Below are 17,969 nucleotides of genomic sequence, written 5' to 3' on the forward strand. Positions count from 1 at the left end.
TAAGCGCAGCGATGCGTTGAGCTAACCGATACTAATGAACCGTGAGGCTTAACCTTACAACGCCGAAGGTGTTTTGGCGAAGAGACAGACAATCAAATTTCAGCCTGATACAGATTAACAGAATTTGCCTGGCGGCTTTAGCGCGGTGGTCCCACCTGACCCCATGCCGAACTCAGAAGTGAAACGCCGTAGCGCCGATGGTAGTGTGGGGTCTCCCCATGTGAGAGTAGGGAACTGCCAGGCATCAAATTAAGTAGTAAGCCGGTGCATAAATCCGGTGGTTACAGCAGTCTTCGGTGGAGCGGTAGTTCAGTCGGTTAGAATACCTGCCTGTCACGCAGGGGGTCGCGGGTTCGAGTCCCGTCCGTTCCGCCACTTATTAAAAGCCCTGAGCTAATGCTCAGGGCTTTTTTCTTATCTGACGTTTAATTATTGCGAAATTAGCAAAAATCCTCTGCGTTTTGCGATCTTTTTCTCTATAACAACGCCAGCGATAATCATCCTCAGTTTACGAACATAATGATTGAGGAATAGTATGACTCTCCCTGCATTTGGTCTGGGCACTTTCCGCCTGAAAGACGACGTTGTTATCGCATCGGTTAAAACCGCACTCGAACAGGGCTATCGTGCAGTTGATACGGCACAGATCTATGAAAATGAAGCTGCCGTTGGACAAGCTCTCGAAGAGAGCGGTGTACCGCGTAACGAACTGTTTATCACCACGAAAATCTGGATTGAGAATCTCAGCAAAGATAAGCTGATCCCTAGCCTGAAAGAAAGCCTGAAAAAGCTGCGTACTGACTACGTGGATCTGACGCTGATCCACTGGCCCTCACCGAACGATGCCGTTTCTGTGGAAGAATTCATGCAGACACTTCTGGAAGCGAAAGCTCAGGGCTTAACCCGCGAAATTGGGATCTCCAACTTTACTATTCCGCTGATGGAAAAAGCCATTGCCGCTGTAGGTGCAGAAAATATTGCGACCAATCAGATTGAGCTGTCTCCCTACCTGCAAAACCGCAAAGTCGTGGACTGGGCAAAACAGCCACGGGATCCACATCACCTCATACATGACGCTGGCCTACGGTAAAGCGCTGAAAGATGAAGTGATTACGCGTATCGCAGAGAAACATAACGCGACTGCCGCGCAGGTGATTCTGGCATGGGCAATGGGTGAAGGTTATGCCGTGATCCCATCATCAACTAAGCGTGAAAACCTGGCCAGCAACCTGTTAGCAGCGGATCTTCATCTGGATGCAGACGATAAAAAAGCGATCGCCGCACTTGAATGCAACGATCGCCTGGTAAGCCCGGAAGGTTTAGCTCCTGACTGGGATTAAGTTTGACCCGCCCTCTGTAACCTGAACCCTCACACAGCTCCTCCGGGAGCTGTTTTTATATGTTCACTCAGGAAGTCAATAAAGGCACGAATGCGCGTGCTCACTGCTCTGTCACTGTAATACACCGCGCTAAAAGGCATTTCGACCGGCAGACGTTTATCGGCCATTAGCTCCACCAGTTCGCCCCGGGCTATCTCCTTGTCAATCATATAGTCTGACAAGCAGGCGATACCATTTCCTTCAAGACACAGCTGCTTCAGCGTTTCCCCGCTGTTTGAGGATAATCCGCAGGTAATCTCATGAAGTTGACCATCATGACAGGCGACAGGCCAGGTGTTCAGCGACACAGGCTCCGTAAAGCCCAGGCACAGATGCTGCTTCAATTCTTCAACCGTCTCCGGTTTACCATGTTCAGCAATATACTCTGGTGAAGCGATAATTTTGCGGTAGCTGGCAAACAGAGGGCGGGCACGCAAGCTTGAATCTGTCAGGGTTCCCGCCCGGATAGCCACATCCACTTTCCGCTCGATGAGGTTGATAAACGTCTCTGAGGAGACCAGCGAAAGCGTCATCTCAGGATAACGTTCGCGGAAAGGTTTGATCAGCGGCATCAGAAAGTGAAGCACAACCGGCGTGGCCGCATCAATGCGCAGCAATCCACGCGGCGTGCTGCGGGTCTCCATAATCTCCGTCTCCGCTGCGGCCATCTCCTGCAGTACCGACTGCACGCGGCGGAAGTAACGCTCTCCTTCTTCCGTCAGGCTCAGCTGCCGCGTCGTACGGTTGAGCAGACTCACTCCAAGCTTCATCTCCAGTTTTTTTACCGAACGGCTGATGGCCGAGTTAGCCTGTCCCAACTGTTCGGCCGCGCGGCTAAAGCTGCCGCTTTCAACGACGGCGACAAAGATTGTCAGCTCCTCCGATGTTGCTTTCATTGTTGCACCACCTGCAAAATTCTATTGATATTTTGACCATTTTTGTTATTTAAGCACTGGCGCATACTGCCTGTCATCTTAATCCTGATGATACGGAGTATTTTATGCCACTGGCGCTACTTGCCCTGACGATCAGTGCCTTTGCAATTGGCACGACCGAATTTGTTATCGTGGGGCTCGTTCCCACTATTGCTAACCAGCTTGCGATCTCGTTGCCCTCTGCGGGGTTGCTGGTATCTATTTACGCCCTTGGCGTCGCCGTCGGTGCGCCAGTGCTGACGGCCCTGACCGGGCGTTTTCCGCGTAAGCAGCTGTTAGTCGCGCTGATGGTGCTGTTCACCGCCGGCAACATTCTGGCCTGGCAGGCGCCGGACTACACCACGCTGGTAATTGCTCGTCTGTTGACAGGCCTTGCACACGGCGTGTTTTTCTCGATAGGTTCCACCATTGCGACCAGCCTGGTGCCCAAAGAGAAAGCGGCTTCAGCCATTGCGATCATGTTTGGTGGACTTACCGTCGCACTCGTTACGGGCGTACCGTTAGGAACATTTATCGGACAACACTTCGGCTGGCGTGAAACGTTCCTGGCCGTCTCCTTACTGGGTGTGATCGCCCTGGTGGCCAGCCTGCTGCTGGTACCGTCGAATATTCCTGGTCGGGCGAGCGCCAGCCTGCGCGATCAGCTGAAGGTACTCACGCATCCGCGTTTGCTGATCATCTATGCGGTTACGGCACTGGGCTATGGCGGCGTATTCACCGCCTTCACCTTCCTGGCGCCGATGATGCAGGACCTCGCAGGCTTCTCACCCAATGCCGTGAGCTGGATTTTGCTGGGATACGGTATTTCCGTTGCCATTGGTAATATCTGGGGCGGCAAGCTTGCGGATAAGCATGGTGCGGTACCAGCGCTGAAATTCATCTTCGCCGCCCTGGTGGTTCTGCTGATGATTTTCCAGTTCACGGCTTCGGTACACTACGCCGCGCTGGTCACCGTGCTGGTCATGGGGATCTTCGCCTTTGGTAATGTGCCCGGGCTGCAGGTCTACGTTGTCCAGAAAGCCGAGCTTTATACGCCTAATGCGGTGGACGTGGCTTCCGGCCTGAACATTGCCGCATTTAATATTGGCATCGCGCTGGGCTCCATCATTGGCGGGCAAACCGTAGCGCATGTTGGATTAGCCCAGACTCCGTGGATTGGCGCGGTGATTGTCCTGGTGGCCTTCCTGCTGATTGGCCTGAGTGGACGTCTCGATAAGCCAGCACGGGTGGCGCTGGGGTAACATCAGTAAGTGCTTGCTTACAAAACTGGAAAGCGGTTTCTCAGAAATTGCGTTGAAAGTATGACCTAAAGTCCCTATAACATTAGAACCAGTCCGTTTTCCGGGCTGGTTCATGTTACAGAGGCTGTTTCCAAAAGTGCGAAAAAATACCTATGCCATGCGTTATGTTGCCGGAATGCCCGCGGAGAGAATTATGCCTCCGGGGTCATTTGCGAGTATTAGCCAGGCATTGCCCGCCGGTACGCCGTTAAGCAGCGATGATAAAATTCGGGTCCTGGTGTGGAATATCTTTAAACAGCAGCGCGCGGAGTGGTTATCCGTGCTCAAGAATTTCGGCAAAGATGCCCATCTGGTTCTGCTGCAGGAGGCGCAAACGACGCCTGAACTGGTTCGGTTTGCAACAACTAACTACCTCGCCGCCGACCAGGTGCCGGCATTTGTCCTGCCGCAACACCCCTCAGGTGTGATGACGCTTTCAGCAGCACATCCGGTCTATTGCTGTCCACTGCGCGAACGCGAGCCTATCCTGCGTCTGGCTAAATCGGCGCTGGTAACGGTCTATCCGCTGCCGGATACCCGAATGCTGATGGTCGTGAATATCCATGCGGTAAATTTCAGTCTGGGCGTGGATGTCTACAGTAAGCAGTTACTTCCGATCGGCGATCAGATTGCCCATCACAGCGGGCCCATCATTATGGCGGGAGACTTCAACGCCTGGAGCCGTCCGCGCATGAATGCGCTGTATCGCTTTGCGCGCGAAATGTCGCTGCGTGAAGTTCGTTTTAGCGATGACCAGCGCAAAAAAGCCTTTGGTCGTCCTCTCGATTTTGTCTTCTATCGTGGTTTGAGCGTGCACGATGCCTCGGTTCTGGTGACGCGCGCCTCGGATCATAACCCTCTACTAGTTGAATTCAGTCCCGGCAAACCTGATAAATAATGGTGTGTCAGGTCTGCCGTGGGGCAGGCCTGCGCGGGTGCTGCCCTTTATTTTTCATTCACAAAGGACAGTACGATGACAACAACACGCTCCCATCATGACAACGTAGAAAAACAGTTTGGTTCTCAGGCAAGTGCCTATCTGAGCAGCGCCGTGCATGCTTCTGGCCGCGACCTGGTGCGTCTCGGTGAACGTCTGGCGGCGTTCCCGCAGGCGCACGTTCTGGATTTAGGCTGCGGGGCAGGGCATGCCAGCTTTACGGCTGCGCAGCAGGTCGCGCACGTTACCGCGTATGACTTATCCAGCCAGATGCTGGACGTCGTTGCCGGGGCGGCGAAAGCGAAGGGGCTGGACAACATCGATACGCGCCAGGGCTATGCCGAATCCTTACCGTTCGAAGATGCGTCGTTTGAAGTGGTAATCAGCCGTTATTCCGCGCACCACTGGCATGATGTCGGCCAGGCATTGCGCGAGGTTAAACGTGTTCTTAAGCCGGGCGGCACCTTCATCATTATGGATGTAATGTCTCCTGGACACCCGGTGCGCAATATCTGGCTGCAAACGGTAGAAGCGCTGCGCGATACCTCGCACGTGCAAAACTACGCCAGCGGAGAGTGGTTGTCGCTTATCACTGAAGCGGGGCTGATCGCGCGTGCGTTGATTACCGATCGCTTACCGCTGGAGTTCAGCTCCTGGATCGCGCGTATGCGCACCCCGGAAGCATTGAGCCAGGCGATCAGGCTCTATCAGGAGAGTGCGTCCGCGGAGGTAAAGGCGTACTTTGAACTGCAGGAAGATGGATCGTTTACCAGCGATACCATCATGGCCGAAGCGCAAAAAGCGGAATAAACAAAAAAAGCACCGAGGGGAATCGGTGCCTTTTTATCTTTCGATCGTGTTATCAGGAGTCTGGCGTCGCGCTGTTCTTCACAAACAGCGTCAGCTGGTCGCCAGGTTTCAGATTGTCAGTATCATTGTTCCAGCGCATCACATCCTTGATGTTTACGCCGTGCCGTTTTGCGATACTGGACAGTGAATCGCCCTTGCGCACGCGATAGGTAATGCTATCGCTGTTGCTGGCGAGACGCTGTGCGCTGCTACCTGCACCCACCGTCAGAGTCTGACCCACTTTCAGGCCGGAGCTGCGCAGGTTATTCCACTGCTGCAGATCTTTCGCATTCACGCCAAGACGTGACGCAATGCCCGAAAGCGTATCACCTGAACGAACCTTATAGCTGCGGCTGTTAACTGATGATGCATCCGCGATCAGCGTTGACTGAACGGCGGCGATTTCACCAGAAGCTAAAGACTCACGTAACTGCTCAGCATGTTTCTGCGGAACCATTACATACTGCGGGCCACTTGCCCCCAGGGTTGAGCCTTTAACGCCAGCATTAAAGGTTTTCAATTTACTTACCGACATACCCGTCATATCAGCAACCTGTTGAATATCAACCGGATTACTGAGGCGAACACGCGCCAGTGCACGACTTTCGTCTGGTGTTGGCAGTTGTACACCGTAACGCTTGCTGTTCTTGAGAATATCGCTCAATGCCAGCATTTTCGGTACGTAAATCTTTGTTTCCTGTGGCAGTGAGAGCGACCAAAAATCGGTGGATTTACCCCGTGCTTTATTCGCTTTCATTGCCTTCAGTACACGACCTTCGCCACTATTATACGCTGCGACCGTTAACAGCCAGTCGCCGTCAAACATCTTGTTCAGACGTTGCATCATGTCGAGAGCGGCTGTCGTTGAAGCGACAACATCGCGACGCGCATCATAGTTGCGGGTCTGTTTCAGACCATAGTTTCGCCCGGTGCTCGGAATGATCTGCCAAATGCCTGCGGCATTGGCGCCAGACGTCGCGTGTGGGTCAAAAGCGCTCTCCACTATGGGTAGGAGTACCAGCTCCATAGGCATGTTACGTTTCTTAACTTGCCCGGCTATCCAGTACATATACGGCTCTGCCCGTAACGTTACATCGTGGAGATAGCTCTTATTACTTAAATACTTCTGTTTCTGTTCGCGAATCCGGGGATTTTCCGGAATTCCCATCTTTAGCTCGTCGCCAATAGAGGTCCACAAGTCTTGATCCTGCGCGTAAGATGTTCCATCGTCCATCCAGCGCGCCGAACTTGCAAACTTCCCTGCTTCCCCTTGACCAGCCGCAGAAAGGCTCTGTGCGTGCTGTTGTACGTTGCTGCCGTTTTGCGACTGGCAACCTACAAGCAGGACAGAGGCGAGTAATATCGCTTTTGCCTTCATGTGTGTGTCAATAGTTGCTTAAAAGACGAGCGATGATAACGGCGAAATTTTGAAAAGGCAACCCGCAATTATCTGAAGTTATCTTTCTTTGACCTTAACCATGCAAATCGTTGTTCTGGTTGTTGCAAATTTGTTTCTTGGTTAATTTTATTAATTAAATCAATATCATCTGTGCGTAAAAATAAATTAATTTGGCGCTCATTTTTCAGAATTACGGGGAGTGTTTTTTGGTTTTTTGCACGTAACTCCTTCACTTTGTGATAATAATCCTGAATCGCTCGATCCTCGGGTAAGAGGCTCACGGCAAACTTCATATTTCCTAATGTATACTCATGGGCGCAACAAATAACGGTGTCATCGGGCAATGCGTTAATCTTCTGTAAAGACTGGTACATTTGAGCTGGTGTGCCTTCAAACAGTCTTCCGCAGCCTCCGGAGAACAGCGTATCGCCGCAAAAAAGATAAGGCTTACTGTAGAAACACAGATGTCCCAAAGTGTGACCCGGTGTAGCAAATACGGAAAACTCCCACTCGCGTATGAGGATATTTTCGCCTTCTTCGACTACTTGCGTGATCCCCTTATCTTGTGCCTCTGCCGGTCCGAAAACCACAAGATGCGGAAAATGAGCGCGCAGTTCAGGCACGCCGCCAGTGTGATCGTTATGATGATGCGTCAACAGAATGGCTTCTGGCTGCCAGCCGTTCTCTTTTATGGCGTGCAGTACAGGGCCGGATTCTCCGGGATCGACAATGACGCAGCGGCGATCCTCGTCAACCAAAACCCAGATGTAATTGTCCTGAAACGCTGGAATACTGATAAGATTCATACATTACCTCTTAGAGCGTGGCGGGTGTTTTGATGAAACCGGCAAGGATACCTCAGACTGTCGCAGCACCGGAACGTTGGGCGGAATTGCCCTGGGGTGAATACTATCGCGAAGCGTTAGAACAACAACTGAAGCCCTGGCTCGCGAAAATGTATGGCTTTCACCTGCTTAAGATTGGCAATCTCAGCGCGGAAATCAATACCGAAAGCTGCGCTATCTCGCATCAGGTTAACGTTTCTCTCGGCGGATCGCCGGTCCAGGTGAAAGCAGATCCGTTGCATCTGCCGTTTGCGGAAAAATCCGTCGATGCGTGTTTGCTCGCACACACGTTACCCTGGTGCAGCGATCCGCATCGTCTGCTTCGCGAAGCCGATCGCGTACTGATCGATGACGGCTGGCTGGTACTTAGCGGATTCAATCCGCTAAGCCTGATGGGCCTGCGTAAGCTGGTACCGGTGCTACGCCGGACTCCACCTTACAACAGCCGAATGTTCACCATGATGCGTCAGCTCGACTGGCTTTCACTGCTGAACTTTGAAGTGCTTTGCTACGGCGGTTTTCAGGTGCTGCCCTGGGCGAGGCAGGGGGGCGTGGTACTGAGCACCCATCTCCCCGCATTGGGCTGTTTGCAGTTTATCGTTGCGCGTAAGCGAACTATTCCCCTTACGCTTAACCCCATGAAGCAGAGCAAGTCGAAAACGCCCATCCGCCAGACCGTCGGCGCCACGCGGCAGTACAAAAAAACCGATTAAACGTCGGGCTGATAGCCCGCATCTTCATGGGCGGGATTGGATGCCGCAGCACGCGCCAGTTCGTCGCAGCGTTCGTTTTCCGGATGGCCAGCGTGGCCTTTAACCCACTCCCACTTAATCTGGTGTTGGCCCAGCGCAGCATCAAGACGTTTCCAGAGATCGACGTTCTTGACCGGCTTCTTATCGGCAGTTTTCCAGCCGCGTTTTTTCCAGTTATGGATCCACTGGGTGATCCCCTGACGCACGTACTGACTGTCGGTGCTTAACACCACGTCACAATGTTCTTTTAACGCCTCCAGCGCCACGATGGCCGCCATCAACTCCATCCGGTTGTTGGTGGTCAGAAAATAGCCTTCGCTAAAGGTTTTTTCGTGCTGGCGATAGCGCATAATCGCGCCGTAGCCGCCGGGCCCTGGGTTACCGAGACAAGATCCATCGGTGAAAATTTCTACCTGTTTACGCATCTCTGGTAGACTTCCTGTATTCGAAACGTTCAGTTAAACGATAAGTCTGACATAAATGACCGCTATGAGCACTGCAATTACTCGCCAGATTGTCCTCGATACCGAAACCACCGGTATGAACCAAATCGGCGCGCACTACGAAGGGCATAAGATCATCGAGATCGGCGCCGTTGAAGTGGTGAACCGTCGTCTTACGGGGAACAACTTCCACGTCTACCTCAAACCCGACCGGCTGGTGGATCCGGAAGCGTTCGGCGTTCACGGGATTGCCGATGAGTTCTTGCTGGATAAGCCGACTTTTGCGGATGTCGCTGACGAGTTCCTGGAATATATCAGGGGCGCCGAGCTTGTCATCCATAACGCATCGTTCGATATCGGCTTTATGGACTATGAATTCAGCAAGCTTAATCGTGATATCCCGAAGACGAACACTTTCTGTAAGGTGACGGACAGCCTGGCGCTGGCAAGGAAGATGTTCCCCGGCAAGCGTAACAGCCTGGATGCACTCTGCTCGCGCTACGAGATAGACAATACCAAGCGAACGCTCCACGGGGCGTTGCTCGATGCCCAGATCCTGGCCGATGTCTATCTGACGATGACCGGCGGGCAGACGTCAATGAAGTTCAGTATGGAAAATGAATCCCAGCAGACGCAAGGCGAAGCGGGCATTCAGCGTGTTGTTCGTCAGGCCAGTCGGTTGCGGGTTATTTTAGCCAGTGACGAAGAGCTTCTTAACCACGAATCCCGGCTTGATCTGGTCCAGAAGAAGGGCGGCAGCTGTATGTGGCGCGCCTGAAAAACGCCTGAATGCCTGTAAAATCATCGTTTGGGCGATTTTTGCAGCAAACGATTCAAAACGTGAGAAAAAGCGTTGACGAGATCGGAGGCGCACCGTAATATGCGCCTCGTTCCCCAAACGGGAACAGTGGAGCGGTAGTTCAGTCGGTTAGAATACCTGCCTGTCACGCAGGGGGTCGCGGGTTCGAGTCCCGTCCGTTCCGCCACTATTCAGAAAGCCTGAATCAGAAATGATTCAGGCTTTCGTCGTTTCAGCCTTCAGTAATCTCATTCTTTCCTTTATCGTTAACAAAAAGTTAATGTACATAGTGCAATTTATTAACAATTGCACGGATATAGTGCATTATTTGCACTGTAATTGTGCATTTTTCCATCACTCATCTCTTCTCGCCTCATTCAGAATGTTTCTTTCTGTAAAAATAATTCACGCAGAATCATCTGGTTATCTCCTGCTTTCCAAAAACATTCCGAACCAATTAATTATTGGTTTGGTTATTGCTTAATCATTAGCACGATAAGCTTCATTCCATATCAATAACTTATCGTTAATAAAAATAAAGTCATGATGAAAGCGAGCGAACCAATATGGAAAAACCGTCACGGTTTCTGGCCAATTCCAGCACCGCGCTTGAGCAGTTGCGCGGGCTTATCAACCAGCATGAGTCAACACCAGGCATACCGCTGCCCACGGAACGTGAGCTGTCGGACACTCTCGGCGTAGGACGACGTGAAGTGCGTCGTGCGCTGGACGTGCTGGAAGAAGAAGGGCGCATCTGGCGTAAACAGGGCAAAGGGACCTTTATTGGCCCGGCTGCACCTGTTGAACCGCTGGCCCTTCAGGGATTGGTTCAGCAGACCAACCTTCTGGAAGTAATGGAAGCTCGTTTACAGCTCGAACCCGGCTTAGCCCGGCTTGCGGCACTGCGTGCCACCAGGGAAAACCTCGCGCTCATGCAGCGCATGCTGGAACGCATCGACAAGGTCAGCCCGGATGACCGCGATCTCAACGAACTCTGGGACAGCGCCTTTCACCGGGCAATTGCCGAGGCGGCGGGCAACCGTCTGATGCTCGGCCTGTTTGATGCCATTGATGCCGTTCGGCGCGAACCGGGCTGGCAGCATCTGCGCGAGCTGGCACGCACCCCCGAACGTGTCGACAGCTATAACGACCACCACCATAAGATCATGTCTGCGATTATCCATCGCCAGCCTAATGAAGCCGCGGCCGCCATGCGCGAACACCTGCTCAGCCTGCAAACCGCCCTGATTCAGGCGATCCACCTCGAGGACGACATCACGCCATGACGACAATACCCTTTAAGGACGCCACGCCCGTATTGCGGCTGAATAATCTCAACGTCAGGTTTTCCGGCTCGCCGGTGAGCGTGCTTGACGGCATTTCTCTGACGGTCAAAGCGGGCGAAACGCTGGCGCTGGTGGGGGAGTCCGGCTGCGGGAAAAGTATTACCTCGTTAGCGCTGATGGGGTTACTGCCCGCCAGCGCGCAGATTGTCAGCGGTGAGATGCAGTTTCGCCGCCACGATCTGCGAAAGCTCTCGCCGCGGGAATATGCCGATCTGCGCGGCAGCGAGCTGGCCATGATTTTCCAGGAACCGATGACCTCGCTCAATCCGGCGTTTACGCTGGGCGATCAGCTTAGCGAAGCGGTTATGCGGCACCAGAACGTCTCGCGCGCAGAGGCGATGAAGGTCGCGCTGCAGATCCTCGAGAAGGTGCAGATCCCGGCGGCCGAGATGCGCCTGAAAGCGTATCCCCACCAGCTTTCCGGCGGCATGCGCCAGCGCGTGATGATTGCGATGGCGCTGATTAACCACCCTAAACTGCTGATTGCCGACGAGCCGACCACCGCGCTCGACGTCACCATCCAGGCGCAAATCCTCGCCTTGCTCAACGCCTTAAAAGAGGAAACCGGCACGGCGGTGCTGATGATCACCCACGATTTAGGCGTCGTGGCAGAAGTCGCCCAGCAGGTCGCCGTGATGTATGCCGGGCAGGTGGTAGAGCAGGGGAGCGTGGAGGCCATCTTTGCCGATCCGCAGCACCCGTACACCATCGGCCTGATGGGCTCGATTCCTTCTCTTGGCGCACGCAAGGGCCAGCTCTCCACCATTCCCGGCGCGGTCCCGCTCCCGGAATCCATGCCGAAAGGCTGCCGTTTTGCCACCCGCTGTCCGTTTGCGCAGACGCGCTGCCATGCTGAAAAGCCGTCGCTCACCGCGCTCGGCGCGGGCCATCAGGTCGCCTGCTTCCGCGTGCCGCTCGAACAGCACATTGCCCTGGGAGAAATCGCATGACCACGCCCATTCTTGAAGCCCGTGACCTCAGCAAGCTTTTCCCCGGCCCCAAAAAACTCTTTACCCCGGCACGGTTTGTCACGGCGGTCGATCGCGTTTCGCTTGCCGTGATGCCGGGCGAAACGCTGGCGATTGTCGGCGAGTCCGGCTCCGGGAAATCTACGCTCGGCCGTCTGCTGCTGCGCCTGCTGGCCGCCAGCGAAGGGCGCGTGTTCTACCAGGGGGAGGAGATCACCGACGCCTCCGGTGCCCGCCTGAACCAGCTCCGGCGCGAGCTGCAGATTATCTTCCAGGATCCCTTCGCCTCGCTCAACCCGTGCATGACGGTGGAGCAGATCGTCGGGGAGCCGCTGTGGCTGCATCAGAACATGAAAAAAGCTGACCGTCAGTACCGCGTTGCCGAGCTGCTCAAAACCGTAGGCCTGCCTGCCGCCTGGGCCGGGCGTTATCCGCACGAGTTTTCCGGCGGGCAGCGCCAGCGTATCGGCATTGCGCGCGCGCTGGCCTCGGGACCGAAGCTGCTGCTGGGGGACGAGCCGGTATCCGCGCTGGATGTGTCCGTCCAGGCGCAGGTGGTTAACCTGCTGGAAAGCCTGAAGCACCAGCTGGGGCTGACGATGGTGATTGTCGCCCACGGCCTGGCGGTGATCCGCCATATGAGTGACCGCGTGGCGGTCATGTACCTTGGGCAAATCGTCGAGCTTGCCACCGTCGACGAGATTTTTGACGCGCCGCTGCACCCCTATACCCAGGCGCTGATCGCCTCGGCACCGCAGATGCAGCCGGGCGTCGAACGCGACGCGCCGCTGCTGCAGGGGGATCTGCCTAACCCGGCCAGCCCGCCGTCCGGCTGCCGTTTCCACACCCGCTGCCCGTACGTTACCGATGAATGCCGCCAGGTTGAGCCGATCAATCAGGTGCTCGACGGTGGACGTCAGGTTGCCTGTCATCGCTGGCAGGAGATCAACCGCGATCGCAGCGTTATTCAGATCGCACCACCATCCGCCGCCTTTCTGCGCCGCCGCGCGCTGTTTGAACACGCGGCCACTCACTCGTCCCTTCCTTCAAGGAACTCATGATAATGACAATGCGTAATTCTCTTTTGACCGTACTGGGAAGTGTTATGTTGCTTGGCGCGGCGCTGCCCGCCCATTCTGAAAGCGTGCTGCGGATCGGCCTGGGCGCTGACCCGGACATGCTCGACCCGCATCTGGCGCGCACCTACTATGGCCGCTTCGTGTTTGCCTCCCTGTGCGACAGGCTGGTGGACGTAGATGAAAATCTGAAGGTCGTCCCCGGCCTGGCTAAAGACTGGGCGTGGAGTGACGACGGTAAAACCCTGACGCTTAATCTGCGCGAAGGCGTCACCTTCCACGACGGTGAGAAATTCGATGCCGCCGCCGCAAAATACAACCTCGACCGCGCCCTGACGCTAAAAGGCTCGCTGCGTAAAAGCGAAATCTCTTCCGTTGAATCGGTCGAGGTCACCGGCCCGATGCAGATTGCGCTGCACCTGAAAACGCCGGATGCGGCGCTGCTGATGCAGCTCACCGACCGCGCGGGCGCGATGATGGCCCCCGAGGCGGCGAAAAAGCCTGACTTTGCCGCCCACCCGGTCTGCTCCGGCCCGTATAAATTCGACAGCCGCGTGTCCCAGGACCGCATCGTTCTGACCCGCTTCGACAACTACTGGAACAAAGACGCCTACCACTTCGATAAAATCATCTATCTGCCGATCCCGGATGCCTCCGTGCGCCTCGCGAACCTGCGCGCGGGCGATCTTGACCTCACCGAAGGGATCGCCGCCAGCGACGTGAAAACGGTCGAAGCCGACAGCAAGCTGGCGCTGGCGAAGGTAACCGGTCTCGGCTATCAGGGCATCACCTTCAACATCAACAACGGCAAGGTGCCGGCGAACGATCCGTTCAAGGATGCCCGCGTGCGCGAGGCGTTTTCTCAGGCCATCGACCGCGATGCGTTAAACCAGGTGGTCTTTGAAGGGCTGTATACGCCAGCCAACCAGGCGTTTTCACCGGTCAGCCCGTATCACGTGAATCTGCCGGTTCCGCCGCGCGACGTCGACAAAGCCAAAGCGCTGCTGAAGGCGGCAGGCGTCAGCGCGCCGCTGACCGTCAACCTGCTGGTGCCGAACAACCCAACCTCGCAGCAGGTGGGCCAGGTGCTGCAGGCGATGGTCGCCGAGGCCGGATTTAACCTGAACCTGCAGATGACCGAATTCGCCACGCTGCTCGATCGCCAGCAGAGCGGCGACTATCAGCTGAGCTTCTCCGGCTGGTCGGGCCGCCCGGATCCGGACGGCAGCATCTACGGCTTTATCAACAGCAAAGGCACGCTTAACGACGGCCGCTACAGCAACGCGCAGGTCGATGAGTGGCTGACCCAGGCGCGCCAGAGCACCGATCAGGCCGCACGCCAGCCGCTGTACGACAAGGTGGTGAAGCAGCTGCAAACCGACATGCCGATTGCCTACCTCTACTTCGAGCCGCGCATTTTCGGTCTGAACAAAAGCGTACAGGGCTTTAAGCCCTACCCGGACGGCATCGTGCGTCTGGCGGGTTTGACGCTGGCGAAATAAAGGTCCTGAGGAGAACCCATGCTGGAACTGATTTGCAAACGTCTGCTGCTGGCCGTCCCGACGCTATTGCTGGTGAGCATGATGGTGTTCGGGCTGCAAAAGCTGCTGCCCGGCGACCCGCTGATCGCCATGGCCGGGGAGGAGCGCGACCCGGCGGTCATCGCCCAGCTGCGTGCGGAGCTGAACCTCGATGCGCCAATCCCCGTGCAGTATTTCCACTGGCTGACGCGGGCGCTGCAGGGCGATCTGGGCGTCTCCTTACGCACGCACGAACCGGTGACGCAGCTGATCGCCAGCAAGCTGCCGGTCACGCTGGAGCTGTCCCTGCTGGCGATGATTATTGCGCTGGTGTTTGGCATCAGCATGGGGATCCTCGCGGCGGTGAACAAAAACAGCTGGGTCGATCACGGGGCGAACTTCGTGGCGATCTCGGGGATCTCGATCCCGCACTTCTGGCTGGGGATCCTGCTTATTCTGGTCTTTTCGGTGAACCTGCAGTGGCTGCCCGCATCCGGCTACGTGCCGTTCAGTGAAGATCCGCTCCAGAACCTGCGCACGCTGCTGCTCCCCGCGTCCGTGCTAGGAACCGGCCTGGCGGCGACGCTGATGCGCCATACCCGCGCCTCGATGATTGCGGTCCTGAAGGCGGATTACATCCGCACCGCGCGCGCTAAGGGGCTGCTGCCAAAGGCGGTGATCCTGAAGCACGCGTTTCGCAACGCGCTGGTACCGGTCATCACCCTCACCACGCTGCTGTTCGGCGAGCTGCTGGGCGGCGCGGTGCTGACCGAGCAGGTCTTCACCATTCCGGGCTTCGGCAAGATGATCGTCGACTCGGTATTTAACCGTGACTACGCGGTGGTGCAGGGCGTGGTGCTGATCGTGGTGATCGGCTTCCTGATGCTCAACCTGCTGGCCGACGTGCTCTACGTCCTTATCAACCCGAAAATGCGAGGTTAACCATGGCGGAACTGACGACGCAAACCGTTACGCCCGCGCTGCCGCGCGCGCAGAACCGAGTGCTGAAGAAATTCCTCGCCAACAAAAGCGCGGTGATTGGCGCGGCGGTGGTGGGGTTCTTTGTGCTGGTGGCGCTTCTGGCGCCGTGGATCGCCCCGTTCGACCCGGTCAAAGCCAACTTCCTGGCGGTGCGCAAAGCGCCGTCGGCGGTGTACTGGTTCGGCACCGACGAGCTGGGGCGCGACATCTTATCCCGCATAATCTGGGGAGCTCGCACCTCGCTGATGGCGGGCTGTATGTCGGTCGTTATCGCGGTGGTCATCGGCGTGCCGCTGGGGCTGGTGGCGGGTTACTTCCAGAAGATGTGGGACGGGGTGATCTCGCGGTTTATCGAGGCGCTGCTGGCCTGTCCGTTCCTGATCATGGCGATCGCGCTGGGGGCATTTTTGGGCCCGAGCCTGACCAACGCGATGATCGCCATCGGTCTTTCGGCGATGCCGATCTTCGCCCGCCTGACGCGCGGTCAGGTGATTGCTATTCGCAACGAAGAGTATATCGACGGCGCGCGGGCGATTGGTCTGCCGGATCGCTGGATTATCGTCAAATACGTCCTGCCGAACGTGATGTCGCCGATCCTGGTGCAGGCCACGCTGGCGATTGCCTCGGCGATTATCGCCGAAGCCAGTCTGTCGTTTTTAGGGCTGGGGCAGCAGCCGCCCAATCCGTCATGGGGCTCCATGCTCAACACCGCGAAAGGGTTTCTTGAGCAGGCGCCGTGGATGTCCGTTTTCCCCGGCGTGGCTATTTTCCTTGCCGTGCAGGGCTTTAATTTACTCGGCGACGGGCTGCGCGATGCGCTCGATCCGCGCCACGACTAAGGAGTCATGATGACCAAAGCGCTTGATTTTACGTCCGGTTACGCTTCACGCCGCCCGCCGATGATGGGCCATAACGCCGTCGCCACGTCGCAGCCGCTGGCGGCGCAGGCGGGAATGAAAATGCTGCAGCTGGGCGGCAACGCCGTGGATGCGGCCATTGCCACCGCGATGGCGCTGACGGTGGTTGAGCCGACCGGCAACGGGATCGGCAGCGACGCCTTTGCCATCGTCTGGGACGGTGAAAAGCTGCACGGTCTGAACGCGTCCGGTCGTTCGCCTGCCAGCTGGCATGCGGATCTGTTTGCCGGAAAAACCGCGGTGCCGGAAATCGGCTGGGACGCGGTGACCGTGCCGGGTGCGGTATCCGGCTGGGTCGCCCTGGCGGAACGCTTCGGTACGCTGCCGCTGACCACGCTGGCGCAGCCTGCCATCGACTATGCGCGCAACGGTTTTCCGGTTTCTCCGCTGATTGGCCATCTCTGGCAGCGCGGCTATAACAAGCTGAAAGATCAGCCGGGCTTCAGCGCCTGCTTCGCGCCGGAAGGCCGCGCCCCGCGCGTGGGGGAAATCTTCCGCAACCCGGCGCAGGCGAACTCGCTGGAGCTGATTGCCCGCACCAACGGTGAAGCCTTTTACCGCGGCGAGCTGGCGCAGAAAATCGCCGCCTTCGCCAAAGAGCACGGCGCGCACCTGACGGCTGAGGATCTGGCAAACCATCGCGTGGACTGGGTTGAGCTGCTGTCGCGCGACTTCGCGGGCGGTTCGGTGCAGGAGCTGCCGCCTAACGGCCAGGGGATCGCCACGCTGATTGCGCTCGGCATTCTGGAGCAGTGCGGCATTGAGAAGCATCATCCGGATTCCGTGCAGTCCCTGCACCTGTCAATTGAGGCGATGAAGCTGGCGCTGGCGGATCTCGACCGCTACGTGGCGGATGAAGACCATATGGCGTTCGCGGCGAAAGAGCTGCTGAGCGACCATTATCTGAAGTCGCGCGCGGCGCTTATCGATCGCGACAAGGCCTCTGATTTTGTCTACGGTTCCCCTACGCAGAGCGGCACGGTCTACATCAGCACCGCCGACGCCAGCGGGATGATGGTTTCGTTTATTCAGTCCAACTATATGGGCTTCGGTTCAGGCATTGTGGTGCCGGATACCGGCATCAGCCTGCAAAACCGGGGCTGCGGGTTTGTGCTGGATCCTAATCACCCGAACGCGCTGGCGGGCAGCAAGCGACCGTTCCACACCATCATACCGGGCTTTGCGATGGACGGCAGCGGCCAGCCGCTGATGTCCTTTGGCGTGATGGGCGGCCCGATGCAGGCGCAGGGGCACATGCAGATGGCGCTGCGCATCATGCTGCACGGGCAAAACCCGCAGGCGGCAATCGATGCGCCGCGCTGGCGCGTGGTGCAGGGCAGGGAGGTGATCGTTGAATCGACCTTCGATCGCAATACCATCGCCGCGCTGCGCGAGCGGGGGCATCAGATCGTGGTGGAAGATCCGCTTCAGGATTACAACTTCGGCGGGGCGCAGGTGATTTATCGCCTGCCGGAAGGACACTACGTGGCCGCGACGGAAAGCCGCAAAGACGGGCAGGCGCTGGTGAGTTAATGTTTTATCC

16 protein-coding genes, 2 tRNA genes, 1 rRNA gene and 1 pseudogene are annotated in these 17,969 nt (G+C 56.6%); 16 read left to right on the forward strand and 4 right to left on the reverse strand.

Annotated elements, in window-relative coordinates; translation table 11 throughout:
* The first annotated feature begins 127 nt into the window (after window positions 1-127).
* From rrf to dkgB, 3 genes and pseudogenes are all read left to right on the forward strand, one after another.
* Window positions 128-243, forward strand: a 5S ribosomal RNA gene (rrf, locus tag LA04_RS22345).
* Window positions 244-298: 55 nt separating this feature from the next.
* A tRNA-Asp gene (locus LA04_RS22350) sits at window positions 299-375 on the forward strand.
* Window positions 376-535: 160 nt separating this feature from the next.
* Window positions 536-1,340, forward strand: a pseudogene (gene dkgB, locus LA04_RS22355) (2,5-didehydrogluconate reductase DkgB).
* Between the two features lie 29 nt (window positions 1,341-1,369).
* Here dkgB and yafC read toward each other — a convergent pair.
* Complete coding sequence (yafC, locus tag LA04_RS22360) at window positions 1,370-2,275, reverse strand: DNA-binding transcriptional regulator YafC (RefSeq protein WP_033144685.1); 906 nt, start codon at window positions 2,273-2,275, stop codon at window positions 1,370-1,372.
* Window positions 2,276-2,379: 104 nt separating this feature from the next.
* Here yafC and LA04_RS22365 point away from each other — a divergent pair, with 104 nt between their 5' ends.
* From LA04_RS22365 to LA04_RS22375, 3 genes are all read left to right on the forward strand, one after another.
* Window positions 2,380-3,555, forward strand: coding sequence for an MFS transporter (locus tag LA04_RS22365; protein ID WP_047653253.1), 1,176 nt, complete (start codon window positions 2,380-2,382; stop codon window positions 3,553-3,555).
* 136 nt (window positions 3,556-3,691) lie between these two features.
* A complete protein-coding gene (locus LA04_RS22370) occupies window positions 3,692-4,492 on the forward strand; it encodes an endonuclease/exonuclease/phosphatase family protein (protein ID WP_047653284.1) in 801 nt (266 codons plus the stop codon).
* Between the two features lie 75 nt (window positions 4,493-4,567).
* On the forward strand, window positions 4,568-5,341 hold the full coding sequence (locus LA04_RS22375) for a class I SAM-dependent methyltransferase (RefSeq protein WP_047653254.1): 774 nt from the start codon (window positions 4,568-4,570) through the stop codon (window positions 5,339-5,341).
* 52 nt (window positions 5,342-5,393) lie between these two features.
* Here the strand turns inward: LA04_RS22375 and mltD are convergent, their stop codons facing one another.
* Window positions 5,394-6,758, reverse strand: coding sequence for a murein transglycosylase D (mltD, locus tag LA04_RS22380; RefSeq protein ID WP_032661729.1), 1,365 nt, complete (start codon window positions 6,756-6,758; stop codon window positions 5,394-5,396).
* Window positions 6,759-6,826: 68 nt separating this feature from the next.
* Window positions 6,827-7,585, reverse strand: a complete 759-nt coding sequence (gloB, locus tag LA04_RS22385; protein WP_047653255.1) for a hydroxyacylglutathione hydrolase — start codon at window positions 7,583-7,585, stop codon at window positions 6,827-6,829.
* Between the two features lie 32 nt (window positions 7,586-7,617).
* Between gloB and LA04_RS22390 the strand changes: the two genes are divergently transcribed.
* Window positions 7,618-8,337, forward strand: coding sequence for a class I SAM-dependent methyltransferase (locus LA04_RS22390; protein ID WP_023310484.1), 720 nt, complete (start codon window positions 7,618-7,620; stop codon window positions 8,335-8,337).
* Here LA04_RS22390 and rnhA read toward each other — a convergent pair.
* Window positions 8,334-8,801: a ribonuclease HI gene (gene rnhA / locus LA04_RS22395; protein ID WP_023334599.1), complete on the reverse strand. Its 468-nt coding sequence runs from the start codon at window positions 8,799-8,801 to the stop codon at window positions 8,334-8,336. The two genes, LA04_RS22390 and rnhA, sit on opposite strands and share 4 nt — an antisense overlap.
* Window positions 8,802-8,865: 64 nt before the next feature.
* Here rnhA and dnaQ point away from each other — a divergent pair, with 64 nt between their 5' ends.
* From dnaQ to LA04_RS22445, 9 genes are all read left to right on the forward strand, one after another.
* Entirely contained in the window at window positions 8,866-9,597 is a 732-nt protein-coding gene (gene dnaQ, locus LA04_RS22400; RefSeq protein ID WP_200882540.1) for a DNA polymerase III subunit epsilon, read from the forward strand.
* Window positions 9,598-9,728: 131 nt separating this feature from the next.
* Window positions 9,729-9,805, forward strand: a tRNA-Asp gene (locus LA04_RS22405).
* Between the two features lie 379 nt (window positions 9,806-10,184).
* On the forward strand, window positions 10,185-10,904 hold the full coding sequence (locus LA04_RS22415; protein ID WP_047653258.1) for a FadR/GntR family transcriptional regulator: 720 nt from the start codon (window positions 10,185-10,187) through the stop codon (window positions 10,902-10,904).
* Window positions 10,901-11,914, forward strand: a complete 1,014-nt coding sequence (locus tag LA04_RS22420) for an ABC transporter ATP-binding protein (RefSeq protein ID WP_047653259.1) — start codon at window positions 10,901-10,903, stop codon at window positions 11,912-11,914. Before LA04_RS22415 ends, LA04_RS22420 begins: the two co-directional genes overlap by 4 nt.
* Complete coding sequence (locus tag LA04_RS22425) at window positions 11,911-12,993, forward strand: ABC transporter ATP-binding protein (RefSeq protein WP_047653260.1); 1,083 nt, start codon at window positions 11,911-11,913, stop codon at window positions 12,991-12,993. Before LA04_RS22420 ends, LA04_RS22425 begins: the two co-directional genes overlap by 4 nt.
* A gap of 2 nt (window positions 12,994-12,995) precedes the next feature.
* On the forward strand, window positions 12,996-14,510 hold the full coding sequence (locus LA04_RS22430; protein WP_200882541.1) for an ABC transporter substrate-binding protein: 1,515 nt from the start codon (window positions 12,996-12,998) through the stop codon (window positions 14,508-14,510).
* Between the two features lie 18 nt (window positions 14,511-14,528).
* On the forward strand, window positions 14,529-15,470 hold the full coding sequence (locus tag LA04_RS22435; RefSeq protein WP_047653262.1) for an ABC transporter permease: 942 nt from the start codon (window positions 14,529-14,531) through the stop codon (window positions 15,468-15,470).
* 2 nt (window positions 15,471-15,472) lie between these two features.
* A complete protein-coding gene (locus LA04_RS22440) occupies window positions 15,473-16,348 on the forward strand; it encodes an ABC transporter permease (protein ID WP_047653263.1) in 876 nt (291 codons plus the stop codon).
* 9 nt (window positions 16,349-16,357) lie between these two features.
* On the forward strand, window positions 16,358-17,959 hold the full coding sequence (locus LA04_RS22445) for a gamma-glutamyltransferase family protein (RefSeq protein ID WP_047653264.1): 1,602 nt from the start codon (window positions 16,358-16,360) through the stop codon (window positions 17,957-17,959).
* Window positions 17,960-17,969 lie beyond the last annotated feature (10 nt).

Source organism: Enterobacter sp. UCD-UG_FMILLET (assembly GCF_000762975.1).
Taxonomy (GTDB): domain Bacteria; phylum Pseudomonadota; class Gammaproteobacteria; order Enterobacterales; family Enterobacteriaceae; genus Enterobacter; species Enterobacter dykesii.